General features: G+C 32.5%; 12 protein-coding genes and 2 pseudogenes. 10 read left to right on the top strand and 4 right to left on the bottom strand.

Annotated features, from left to right (window positions below; genetic code table 11):
• Positions 1–4: 4 nt before the first annotated feature.
• Positions 5–943, bottom strand: coding sequence for a DMT family transporter (locus KFD70_RS22725; protein WP_336454008.1), 939 nt, complete (start codon positions 941–943; stop codon positions 5–7).
• A gap of 124 nt (positions 944–1,067) precedes the next feature.
• Between KFD70_RS22725 and KFD70_RS22720 the strand changes: the two genes are divergently transcribed.
• The 4 genes and pseudogenes from KFD70_RS22720 to KFD70_RS22705 all read left to right on the top strand — a co-directional run bounded on the left by KFD70_RS22720 (position 1,068) and on the right by KFD70_RS22705 (position 3,971).
• On the top strand, positions 1,068–2,441 hold the full coding sequence (locus tag KFD70_RS22720; RefSeq protein WP_336454007.1) for an aminotransferase-like domain-containing protein: 1,374 nt from the start codon (positions 1,068–1,070) through the stop codon (positions 2,439–2,441).
• Positions 2,442–2,462: 21 nt separating this feature from the next.
• A pseudogene (locus KFD70_RS22715) lies at positions 2,463–2,645 on the top strand (hypothetical protein); the annotation flags it as partial.
• Positions 2,646–2,663: 18 nt separating this feature from the next.
• Positions 2,664–3,542 carry an SDR family oxidoreductase gene (locus KFD70_RS22710; RefSeq protein ID WP_336454006.1) on the top strand — a complete coding sequence of 293 codons (879 nt, stop codon included), beginning with the start codon at positions 2,664–2,666 and terminating at the stop codon, positions 3,540–3,542.
• Between the two features lie 195 nt (positions 3,543–3,737).
• On the top strand, positions 3,738–3,971 hold the full coding sequence (locus KFD70_RS22705; protein ID WP_336454005.1) for a DUF3947 family protein: 234 nt from the start codon (positions 3,738–3,740) through the stop codon (positions 3,969–3,971).
• Between the two features lie 27 nt (positions 3,972–3,998).
• Here KFD70_RS22705 and KFD70_RS22700 read toward each other — a convergent pair whose 3' ends face one another.
• On the bottom strand, positions 3,999–4,214 hold the full coding sequence (locus KFD70_RS22700; protein WP_336454004.1) for a spore germination protein: 216 nt from the start codon (positions 4,212–4,214) through the stop codon (positions 3,999–4,001).
• A 349-nt stretch (positions 4,215–4,563) separates the two neighbouring features.
• On the opposite strand from KFD70_RS22700, the gene KFD70_RS22695 reads away from it, so the two are divergent.
• A complete protein-coding gene (locus KFD70_RS22695) occupies positions 4,564–4,968 on the top strand; it encodes a CHRD domain-containing protein (protein ID WP_420792378.1) in 405 nt (134 codons plus the stop codon).
• Between the two features lie 349 nt (positions 4,969–5,317).
• Complete coding sequence (locus tag KFD70_RS22690; RefSeq protein ID WP_336454002.1) at positions 5,318–5,872, top strand: undecaprenyl-diphosphatase; 555 nt, start codon at positions 5,318–5,320, stop codon at positions 5,870–5,872.
• A 199-nt stretch (positions 5,873–6,071) separates the two neighbouring features.
• On the opposite strand, the gene pdxR is transcribed toward KFD70_RS22690, so the two are convergent.
• Positions 6,072–7,511, bottom strand: coding sequence for a MocR-like pyridoxine biosynthesis transcription factor PdxR (gene pdxR / locus KFD70_RS22685; protein ID WP_336454001.1), 1,440 nt, complete (start codon positions 7,509–7,511; stop codon positions 6,072–6,074).
• A gap of 148 nt (positions 7,512–7,659) precedes the next feature.
• Between pdxR and KFD70_RS22680 the strand changes: the two genes are divergently transcribed.
• The 3 genes from KFD70_RS22680 (at position 7,660) to KFD70_RS22670 (ending at position 9,931) form a co-directional block, all read left to right on the top strand.
• The gene (locus KFD70_RS22680; protein WP_336454000.1) at positions 7,660–8,577 is read left to right on the top strand and encodes a DMT family transporter; all 918 of its coding nucleotides are present in this window, start codon (positions 7,660–7,662) and stop codon (positions 8,575–8,577) included.
• Between the two features lie 225 nt (positions 8,578–8,802).
• Positions 8,803–9,333, top strand: coding sequence for an isochorismatase family protein (locus KFD70_RS22675; RefSeq protein WP_336453999.1), 531 nt, complete (start codon positions 8,803–8,805; stop codon positions 9,331–9,333).
• Positions 9,334–9,466: 133 nt separating this feature from the next.
• The gene (locus KFD70_RS22670) at positions 9,467–9,931 is read left to right on the top strand and encodes a GNAT family N-acetyltransferase (protein ID WP_336453998.1); all 465 of its coding nucleotides are present in this window, start codon (positions 9,467–9,469) and stop codon (positions 9,929–9,931) included.
• 360 nt (positions 9,932–10,291) lie between these two features.
• Here the strand turns inward: KFD70_RS22670 and KFD70_RS22665 are convergent.
• Positions 10,292–10,643 (bottom strand): annotated as a pseudogene (locus KFD70_RS22665) (helicase-related protein); the annotation flags it as partial.
• A gap of 439 nt (positions 10,644–11,082) precedes the next feature.
• Between KFD70_RS22665 and KFD70_RS22660 the strand changes: the two are divergent.
• Positions 11,083–11,725 (top strand): helix-turn-helix domain-containing protein (locus tag KFD70_RS22660; RefSeq protein WP_431613422.1); only part of this gene is annotated, 643 nt, incomplete at its 3' end.

Genomic DNA, 11,725 nt, shown 5'->3' with positions numbered 1-11,725 from the left:
CTTTTTATTTACTAATAGAGGTATTCTTTTCTTTCTTATAAATTCCTTTTTTACCCCAAAAGTTGGTGCCGACTATACCAAGGATGATCAGCATAGCTCCAACGATATGATAGTATGCGATTTGTTCGTGTAAGAATAATATCCCTGCAATAATCATGATAAGAGTAGATAGATTACTAAAGACACTCATCTTAGCTGCTTCAATATAAGACAATGAATAATTGAGTAAGAATGCTGTTAGCAAGGAAGATAGTAATCCTAAATATAAAATGGATAAAAGAAATGTCCCGTTTGTAAATGGTTTAAAGTATACATTTACGGTGCCTTTATTTATATGCTCAATGATAGCTATTAAATTGAAGCTAAGAAAACCAATCATTGTCATCATATATGTTAAGTCTATTAACTTAAATTTTTTTGTCATTTTCCTAGCTAATACATTGTAGCAAGCAGAGGATAATGCTGATAACAGAATAAGGATAATTCCAATAAAGCTAGTTTCATGCGTTTCCATACCATTCATTACAAATATATAAATGATGCCCATTACAGAAATGAGTACAGATATTTTTTGCCATACATTTGTATATTCTTTTAAAAAGTAAGAAGCTAAAATCATTGTAAATATAGGTATAGCAGCTTGTATAATTCCAGCTTCAGATGAGCTTGTATATACTAAACCGAAAGCTTGAAAAGCGAAAAATAGTGCTGGATAAAATATTGCTATTGGCAAAATTGCAAGTATGGTTTTGGATGAAATATTTAGCTTTACAAAACCAAATATGACAGGAATAGTCGCTATTAAAAAAGCAACCGTAAAACGATGAGCAAGTGTATCAAGGACGCTTGTAACTGTTAATGCTAATTTCACAAACATAAATGAAAAACCAATAATAAATGCATATAGTAATGCGGCTAAATATGCTTTCGTTATATTTTTCATAATTTCACCTCATATAGTCAATTTGTTACTGGCCAGTATATGTACATGGTAATCTTTCTGAGTCAGTGCTACAATGTGAACAAATATAAACTGTACCGGTACAAAATAGACATGGGGGATAATCATGTATAAATATTTAAATATATTAAATGATTTAGAAAGCATGATCCAAAAAGGAGAGATAAAAGAAGGAAAGAAATTACCGTCGATACGCTCACTTGTGACACAATATCAGTGCAATAAAGCAACAATTATACGTGCGCTTCATGAATTAGAGAAGCGTCATATTATTTATTCCGTACCTCAAAGTGGCTATTATGTAGTGAAGAAAATGGCGAATTATGAAGTAGATGAAACGGAAAAAATTGATTTTGCTTCATCAGCTCCGGATCTTGATGTATTTCCTTACTTAGATTTTCAGCATTGTATTAATAAGGCGATTGATACGTATAAGAATGATTTGTTTATATACGGTACACCTAAAGGGTTACCATCTTTAATTTCAGTTGTACAAAAACAACTAGCAAATTATCAAGTTTTCACAAAAGAAGAAAACATCTTTATCACTTCAGGAGTCCAGCAAGCACTAGCAATATTAACTTCGATACCATTTCCAAATCAAAATAAAGCAGTACTTATTGAACAACCTAGTTATCATCTATACATTGAATATCTAGAAACAAATAGAATCCCTGTAATGGGTATAAAACGTACTGCTGAAGGTATTGATTTAATTGAGTTAGAAAGGATATTCGAAACGGAAAAAATTAAGTTCTTTTATACAATTCCAAGATTTCATCATCCACTTGGCACTTCATATTCTAAGACAGAAAAAGAAAAGATTATTTCTCTTGCAAAGAAATACAATGTATTTATAGTAGAAGATGATTATTTAGCAGATTTAGAACAAAATCAAAAGGAAGATCCACTATATAGTTACGATAATTCCTCACATGTAATATATCTAAAAAGTTATTCAAAGATTATTTTCCCGGGTTTACGTGTAGGCGTGGCAGTTATTCCTCCTTCTATTGCAGAAGCGTTTCATACATATAAAAAACTATTAGATATTGATAGTTCAATGATTTCGCAGGCTGCTTTAGAAATTTACATAAAAAGCGGGATGTTTGAACGACACCGGCAAAAAATTAGGTTGTCTTATTATGCTAGGTCTAAGGTATTATCTGAAATACTTGAAGAAATTTATAAAGAAAATCACCATCTATTTACATATAAAAAAGGGAACAAAATAGGAATACATACGTGTTTATCATTACAAAAAAATATTGTTACGGAAACGCTTATTAAAAAATTAAGGCAGAATCAAGTATTTATAGAGACTGTTGATAAAAATTATTTGACTTCTTTCCATAAAGAAAAACTTTTAAAATTAAATGTATCGAATGTGAAAGAAGATAAAATTGAGGTAGGAATTCATAGAGTAATTGAGGAAATGAAACAAGTGAATGATGTGGATTTCCATTTTAAGAAAGATTAATCCTTCATATAGACAGATATAAAAATTTATGAAGATTCGATTACAAATAAGGAACGTGCTATTTCAAATTCACAAGGCGAGTTCAAATTTTACACGGGTGTTTGTGGTAAGATTACGTTACAATTTGTTACTTCAGATGGAGAAAAATATACAAAAAAATATGATCGAGAGCATGTACCTAAATTGATTGAATTAAAAAATTAACATTAAGGAGAATTTTATATGAAACCATTACAAGGAAAAGTTGCAGTCGTAGCGGGGGCAACACGTGGTGCTGGAAGAGGCATTGCGATGATGCTTGGTGAAGCGAGCGCAACTGTATATGTAACAGGAAGAAGTACAAAAGGTAATTTATCATCAATGGGAAGAACGGAAACAATTGAAGAAACAGCAGAACTAGTTACAAAACAAGGAGGAAAAGGGATTGCCGTCCGAGTTGATCATACAGTCGAAGAAGATATAAAAGAACTCTTTGAAAGAATTCAAATAGAACAAAGCGGGCAGCTTGATATTTTAGTAAATGATGTTTGGGGCGGTGATCCGCTTACTGAATGGGAAAAACCGTTTTGGGAACATAACTTACATAACGGATTACTAATACAACAACGTGCTGTCCATTCGCATATGATGACGAGTTATTATGGTGTACCGCTTATGGTGAAGAACAAGAGGGGACTCGTAATTGAAATTACAGATGGTGTAGATTATCAATATCGTGGAAACCTATATTATAGTTTATCGAAAATCTCAACAATTCACTTAGCGGAAGCGATGGCGAAAGATTTAGAGCAACATGGTATTACTGCTGTTGCGGTAAGTCCTGGCTTTCTCCGTTCTGAAGCAATGTTAGATTTATTTGGTGTAACAGAAGAAAACTGGCAAGAAGGTGCAAAGAAAGATCCTCACTTTATCGCATCTGAAACACCTTTCTTTGTAGGGAGAGCAATTGCCGCTTTAGCAAGTGATACGAACGTTCATAATAAAACAGGAAAAGCACTTAGCTCATGGGAGTTAGCGAGAGAATATGGATTTAAAGATATTGATGGAAGACAACCTGATTGGGGAAAATATTTTGAAGGGAATGTGTTAAAAGAACAATGAGTATTATATAAAATGAAAAGAAGGCTAAAAACTCTGTATATATCGGTTTTTAGTCTTCTTTTTGTTATTATGAATTTTCTTCCGGTGGTGGGTAAAAGACTGTTAGATCTTGTTATTACTTGGAACTTTTTGAAATGCATATCCATAGTATATAAAACAGTATGTGGATAATTAGATAAGAAGGGGTAAATGAATATGAATGTTCCATATTTTAATAATAAAATTCGGGTCCCTGCTGTAACATATACTGCAGCACAAGGTACACTTCAGTCTGTTCATCAAGCACTACACGCGCAGGCACACACCTTACAGGTGCAAGGTATGCATTTTGACTACCCAGTTATATCATATTATTATCCTACGTATATTATTATTCAAAATGGAATGTATTTTTCAACGATTCCATTTGGTGCTGTGTACAATTTATAAAAATTGATTTTATTCCTTTTCATACGATTAAGCTGTTCCAATTTGATTTTGTTCTGCAACATCAGAATCAAATGTATTTGTTGTACTTACACCGTTAAAAGTACTAGTAACAAAAGCAACATTAGATGATCCGGAGCCGTTATACGCTTTTGTATTCTCTTTCGGAGAAACGTTATAAAAATCACCTAAGTTTAAAGGATCGTTACTATTTTGAACGACAAGATTTCCGACAATGGAGGGCATATTCTTCACCTACTTTATTAGGGATTATTTAAAAAACTATATGATTTATTTTTTTAAAAGTGAATCATAGTACAAGTGAGTTTAAATGGAGAGCATTCTACGCATTTTGAAAAATCAAGAAGAATTAATTCAATCATGGTGTGCTGCTTTTGAAAATGGAAGATGCTAAGAAGCTTTAGATTTGATTTTAGAGGTGCAGTAACAATGGCAAAGTTTTATAAGCGTTATTTAGAAAGAAAACGTGTAGGATTTGTATGTTCACATTCCTTTTATAGTGAAAATGAACAAGCTGATTTTTTATCTAATGAATAATATATAGCATCAAATGAATAAGGAAGTGAACCACGTCTTGTCCAAATGTTTTATTGCTAAATTAACAGGTCGAGAGGAAATACCTCCTGTTTGTACAGCTGCTTTTGGAATAGCGCAATTTAGATTTAACAGTGATTTTACGAGACTTCAATTTAAACTGGTAGTACATGATATAGAACAGGGAACCGCTACCCATATTCATTTAGGAAGAAGGGGAGAAAATAGACCTGTTGTTTTTTTATTTGGACCAGTTACACACGGAATTAGCGTAAATAGAGGAGTTGTAACAGGAGTGATTACAGAAAGTGATCTTATTGGTCCTTTACAAGGTATGTCTTTATTAGGACTTGCAAGAGAGATGGATACCGGTAATACTTATGTAAACGTTCATACAGAAAAGCATCCAGCTGGAGAAATTCGAGGGCAAATAAAAAGGTTTTAAAATTTCTTAGACGTATGTAAAGTTTGTTTCTGCTTATAAGTATGCTGATAAAAGCCTTTAGACATAATTATGACTAAAGGTTTTTGTTGTGGGGAAATGTATACAGAACCGACATTTTTAATTTTATAGGAGGTAAAATTCATGGAAGATAATAAAAAATCAATCCTCGCTTTTATCGTGTTAGTTTTAGGTTTAGTATTCATTGTTGGAGGGATGGTTTATAGTTTGTGGGGGCCATTTTAAATTTATTTGTGACTAACTGACCCTAGGTAATCTAGTCATAACTTGCTTTTTATTAGTTAAGTTAAAGGACATTATATATTTCTGAAAATAAAGGAGAACAGTTGCAATGAATTATATGCTATTTAAAGCGATTAATCGTCTTGCTGGACGAGGAACTACTATGGATACGATAATGGTTTTTATCTCACAGAAGACTCGATATTTATACCTTTTCATATTAATATGTATGTGGTTTAGAAATAATTTCTACAAAAAAATTATTTTGTATGCAGGAATTTCAGCAGGAGTCACTTTATGTATAAACCGTATCATCCAATTTTTTTATTTTAAACCTCGTCCTTTTATTGTCCATCGCGTTCATTTGCTTATCCCATCAAAGAATAATTCTTCGTTCCCAAGTAAACATACTGCTTTAGTTTTTGCTGTAGCAACTTCCATTTTACTTCGTGAACGTTTCATTGGTTCTATTATGTGGTTATTAGCGGTTTTGACAGGTTTTTCACGTATTTGGGTAGGGCACCATTATCCATTTGACATAATCGGGAGTGCTGTTATAGGCAGTCTAACAAGCGTAATTATTGATAAAAATACATATACATTTCAATCTTTTATTACTTGGATTATAAAGACGTATTCACCGTTTACAAAACTATTTAAATGAAAAAAGGTAAACCTATCCGTTTCTTTTGTTTGGTGAAGTAGAGCAAGGAAAGGTGCAAATTGAAAATCTTTTTTGCATTTGAAAAAACCAGTAGAGAAGTAAGATTGATTAGGATGACGAAAAACAAGTATATGCTAGAAAGAACTAGTGTATACTTGCTTTTCATTTTTATGTACTATGTGAACAATAAAGAATTTGATCAATGTTCATTTTGAAAATTGTAAATTACTTCACGAAGTTTTTTCAATCCAATCAGAGTATCTTGTTCACTTAACATAGAATAGCTGATACGTAAATAATCATGTTTCGATTCATGAACAAAACAAGCAGTTCCAGGTAAAAAAGAAATGTTAGATTCATTTGCCTTTTTTAATAATGCAAATGAATTCATTGAATCCGGAAGAGAAATCCATAAATTAAAACCGCCTTGTGGTTTTTGGAAGTGAATCGTATCTGCTAGAGGGGAAAGTATCTCTACTGCAGTATCGCGTCGTATTTGTAAGGCAGTTCGCAACTTTGCTAAATGATTTTTCATTCTTTCAGTTCGTAAAAAAGGTTGAATAGCTTTTTGAGTTAACAATAGGCTTCCTATATCCATCAAAGCTTTTACAGCATTTAGCCAATCAAAGACAGGCCCCTCCGCTGCTACTGCTGCGATACGCAGACCTGGCGCTAATGTTTTACTGAATCCTTTTAAATATATGACATACCCGTTTGTATCAAAGATTTTAAGTGGAGCCGGAATTGTAGCCTCATCAAAATATATTTCTCCAAACGAGTCATCTTCAATTATAAAAAACTGATATATCTCCGCCAGTTCTATAAGTTCCATTCGCCTTTGTTTACTCATAACAGTACCTGTAGGATTTTGAAAAGTAGGATTTACATATAGTAAAGTTGGCGTCCTTTTTTGACAAACTTCATCGATTAAATCAGAACGAATCCCTTGTTCATCAAGCTCAATTGGTATGATTTGAGCGCCTTTATTTACAAACACATCAATTGCTGCACCATAGCACGGGCTCTCTATTATAACTGTATCACCTGGTTTTAATAATGTTTGAGCGATTAAATCAATTCCTTGCTGGGCGCCACTTGTAATTAATAAATTAGAATGGTCTACAGATAGTTTTTGATAGTCCTTTAAATATTTTGCAATCTCTAATTGAAGTCCTTCATCTCCTTGAACTGGTCCATAAGTTGCTAATATCATTTGATCTTTATCTATTATTTTTTGTATTTCCTCCGAAAGAAATGGATTCGGTAATAGGCGAGGGTAAAGAATAGCTTGTGAAAAATCATAATACTTTCTATGTTGATTCATTACATATTGAGATCGAATGACATTGATTGATTTCGTATGTTGCCAATCATACGGTAGAGATTGAGATTTACGACGCTCGTGTTTATGTATATAGACGCCTTTCCCTTGCTCAATATATACATATCCTTTCGTTTCTAACTTCTTATAAGCTTTACGGACGGTTAATATACTTATTTGTAAATCGTTCGCCATAGAGCGTAATGAAGGTAAAAAATCTCCATTTGATAGCAGTCCACTTTGAATCCGTTCAACGATTTGCATATAAATTTGTTGATAGAATGGTATGTTAGATTCTTTCCGCAATATAATCTTCATTATCTCACCTAAGTTTCTTTTTAATTTAATTAAATCTAAAAACATATGTAGGAGCAACTATAGATTTATCCAACTGTTATATACCTTGATATACTGTTATACACTCCTTCCTTTATACTCACCTTAATAATCAAAAGGAGGAAACGTAATGGTCATTTTTAATTATATTTTAATTTGTATTATTTTCGGGACAACATTTTTAACGATTAAAATTGGGATTGAAGCGGGAGCACCACCGTTATTTTCAGCGGGAATCCGTTTCTTTTTAGCAGGTGTTATTTTAATTATCATATTTATGTTAAAACGGAAACATATCATGCCATACTTGTTATCAAAAAGAATTATGTACGCTGGTTTTTGTTTAACCTTCATGACATTTGCAACTTTGTATTGGGCAGAACAGTATATTTCTTCTGGATTAGCAGCTGTTCTTTCGGCAACAGGACCAATGATGATTTTATTATTACAAGTAAAGAAAAATAAAACAAAATTACAACGAGAACAATTTCTTGCTTTCATCATAGCGCTTATAGGCGTTATTTGTATCTCTTTACCAGGGATGCACCAACAACTTACTTTTATATGGAGTATAGCTTGCGTTATCATATTAGTCGGCGAATTCTTTTATGGTCTAGGTTCCATCCATTCAAAAGAAATACTTTCAGATTTGCCAAAAGTATCCCCGTTTCTCATTAATGGTATCCAAATGTTTTACGGTGGAATTTTTCTATTGATTACTTCTATTTTTACAGAACAGCCCAATCCAGCTATATTAACATCTTGGAGTGTACAATGGCCTATTTTGTATCTCATATTTGTTGGTTCAATTGGTGGGCACGGACTCTATTATTGGCTCTTATCAAAGACCAATCCGGTATTTCCATCAACTTGGCTATATGTATCTCCTTTAATTGCTGTTATTACAGGATACGTATTTTTAGGGGAGCCAATTAATCCACTAATGGGAATTGGAGCGTGTCTCATCTTGATTGGGGTATTTTTAGCAAATCGTTCTACACTTGAGATGTACTTTAAACAGGGGAAATTATTGAAAAAAGAAATGTGACATGATTGTATTTTGATTGTGGGATAAAAGAATCTTAATGCACTTGTAAATAGCGAAAAAAACAAACTATTAGATAGAATTAGAATATTTTATATGTTATAATTATATATCGTTTTTGTAAAATGGCCCTATATATCAAAGGGCTTTTTTAAGTTGTACAGTAGAAAATAATACATATTAAGGACAAGCAAAACTTAAATTAGTAGACGAATAGGGGTGGTTCACTTGAAACAAGCATTAATCGTTATCGATTTGCAAGAAATCTTTTTCTCAGAGGAAAAAAATTACTTATATCAGCATGAACAGTTGCTTAAAAATGTGAATACAGTCATTAACTGGGCAAAAATAAAGGAGATACCAGTGGTTTTCATTCAGCATACAGATCAAAATTCATCAGATGAAATGGCAAAGGGAAAGCATGCCTGGGAATTACATAAAGGACTGCACCGAGAAAGTAATGATATTGTTATAGAAAAAATCACATGGGACGCCTTCTATCAAACTACTTTAGAGCAAACTTTAAAAAAATTAGGTATAGAGCAATTAATTTTTGTGGGTGCTCAAACTGAATTTTGTTTAGATACAACTATACGAATCGCCTATAGTAAGGGATATCAACATAATTTGCTAGTAAAGGACGTACATAGTACATTAAATAGTAATCAACTTAGCGCAAAGCAAATTATAGAACATCATGAATCTGTATGGAATAACCGTTTTGTACAAATACAGCCGCTTGATTTATATAAGTTATAAGAGGAATCATAAAGCTTTTCCAATTTCATTAAACAATTGGAATAAATTAGAGTACCAGCATCAATTAAAAAGGTAGTATATTTGTGAATTTTAAAATAAGCACGAAGAAAATATGGATAGGAAGGGAAGTTTTATGGAGATAAAAATAGATGATTTAACCGGTACTGCAGTAGAAAAATTATTGATGGATCATCTGCAAAGCATGGCACTACATTCTCCTCCAGAAAGCAGACATGCTCTAGATTTAGACGGATTGCGAAAAAAAGATATTACATTTTGGAGTGCATGGGAAGGTAATGATTTAGTTGGATGCTGCGCACTTAAAGAACTCAATAGTCAACATGGAGAAATAAAATCAATGAAAACATCTTCATTGCATTTAAGAAAAGGTGTTGCCAAGCGGCTTCTTCAACATATAATTGAGGAAACAAAGCGACGTGGTTACCAGAGGCTAAGCTTAGAAACAGGATCTATGGGTGTGTTCAAACCAGCTAGAAGTTTGTATACAAGTATGGGATTTCAATATTGCAAACCGTTCTCGGAATATAAAGAGGATCCAAATAGTGTGTTTATGACAATGGAATTGATATGTAATTAAATAGTTTTTAATAGATATATCTGTTTTTCAAAGTTATATAAATTAAGTGTTAGTTTAAGATGAATTTCAACTATTTATAAAAAAGACGTACCGAAAAGCCCCCTTTGGATAAAATTATCTAAAGGGGGCTTTTCAGTAACAAAGGTATTTAGTTATATTTACAGCATAGCATCCCATGAACTTTGCCATTGTAGGATATACCATGCTGCTCTTCCGTTATTTTCATAGGGTCCTCGTGAGAAAAAGTAAAGACCATTTTAGATTTCTCATCTTTCATGTACAAGATGTAAATAGTATCGTTGATTTGTTCTTCAAAAACTCTAAAGATGAATTCGTAATAAAAATACAATCTCCTCGTTCTCAAATTAAATTATCAATATCCTCATCAAATATCGAGTTTGTATTTGATGAGGATAACATAAAGCCACTTAATTCTTGTTTTTGACTTATAACATTATCAACCTTCTCCTCTAATGTATTTACTGTGATGAGTTTATGAACTTGTACAAAGTTTTCTTGGCCAATACGGTGTACCCGGTCAGTCTGCTGGATTCCACCAACGATCAAGATGTATAACATGGTTAGCAGCCGTAAGATTTAAACCTGTTCCTCCAGCTTTCAAAGAGAGAATAAAAATTGGTGCTTGTCTGCTTTAAAAATCTTCTACCATCTTTGCCTGTTCCTTTTGTGGAGTACTCCCGTTCAAGAATAGATGTGCATTTATACGCATCTCAATCGTGTGCCAATACCAACCATGGGGTCCAAATTTTGAGAAAGAAACAAAGGATTTCGTAAAATAGGTTATTCTAGATGCAAAAAAAGATCCAAGAAATATAGGTTCATCAAAAGTATTAGAAAAAATTGAAATGACTAAAGAAGGTAGAATTCGTGAAAGTTTATTAATAAAAGATGGCTGGCGTGATTCTCTTTTATACAGTATTTTAGAACAAGAATGGGAAAAAATTAATCAATAAGTTTATATTGCGAGTAAGTGTTTTAGTACAATGAGGATAATAAAAGTGAAAAAACTTTTTTATAAAAATCGAACACAGATTTGTTAGAGAAGAATCCAATTTAACCAGTCTTTGATATGCTCCCCCTTAAGTAGACAGATAAAAAATAAAAATCTGTTTATCTAAGAGGGCGTTTTTATGTCACGAATAAAATATTCTAAAGCTGAAAAATTAGCTATTTTAGCTCTTTATAAAGATGGTCAGCATTCAATAGCTGATATTACTGCTAAATTTTCAATTGATCCTGGAACGATTAGAGACTGGAAAAGAAAGTATGAATTGAATGGTGAAGATGGTTTAACAGACGCAATCTCTTGGAAGTCGTATTCAAAAGAACTAAAATTGGCGGCCGTTAATGAGTATCTATCAGGACGTTATTCATTACATGAGGTCATTCAAAAATACGATATATCTAGTACTGCCGTTTTGGGAAAATGGATTAAAAAATATAATAGTCATAGAGAATTACATGATACGGGTAAAGGAATGACAAAATCTATGACAAATACAAGAAAAACAACATTAGAAGAACGAATTCAAATTGTAAACTACTGTCTACAGCATCAGAAAAACTATCAACTTACAGCCGAAGGCTATGGTGTTTCTTATCAACAAGTATACCAATGGGTCAAGAAGTTTGAGGCAAATGGTGAAGAGGCATTACAAGATCAACGAGGTCGAAAGAAAGAGGAATATGAATTAACAGTGGAAGAAAAATTTAAACTAGAAATGAAACGTTTAAAACGAGAAAATGAACGATTACGTGCTGAAAATGCTTTTT

It is taken from the genome of Bacillus pfraonensis (assembly GCF_050768835.1).
Lineage (GTDB): Bacteria > Bacillota > Bacilli > Bacillales > Bacillaceae_G > Bacillus_A > Bacillus_A pfraonensis.
Note: the sequence above shows the minus strand (reverse complement) of the source record. Positions and strands in the feature narration are given on the sequence as shown.

Coding starts and splice junctions, on each gene's coding strand:
- KFD70_RS22725 (WP_336454008.1), bottom strand. CDS start 943: ATGAAAAATATAACGAAAGCATATTTAGCCGCATTACTATATGCATTT.
- KFD70_RS22720 (WP_336454007.1), top strand. CDS start 1,068: ATGTATAAATATTTAAATATATTAAATGATTTAGAAAGCATGATCCAA.
- KFD70_RS22710 (WP_336454006.1), top strand. CDS start 2,664: ATGAAACCATTACAAGGAAAAGTTGCAGTCGTAGCGGGGGCAACACGT.
- KFD70_RS22705 (WP_336454005.1), top strand. CDS start 3,738: ATGAATGTTCCATATTTTAATAATAAAATTCGGGTCCCTGCTGTAACA.
- KFD70_RS22700 (WP_336454004.1), bottom strand. CDS start 4,214: ATGCCCTCCATTGTCGGAAATCTTGTCGTTCAAAATAGTAACGATCCT.
- KFD70_RS22690 (WP_336454002.1), top strand. CDS start 5,318: ATGAATTATATGCTATTTAAAGCGATTAATCGTCTTGCTGGACGAGGA.
- pdxR (WP_336454001.1), bottom strand. CDS start 7,511: ATGAAGATTATATTGCGGAAAGAATCTAACATACCATTCTATCAACAA.
- KFD70_RS22680 (WP_336454000.1), top strand. CDS start 7,660: ATGGTCATTTTTAATTATATTTTAATTTGTATTATTTTCGGGACAACA.
- KFD70_RS22670 (WP_336453998.1), top strand. CDS start 9,467: ATGGAGATAAAAATAGATGATTTAACCGGTACTGCAGTAGAAAAATTA.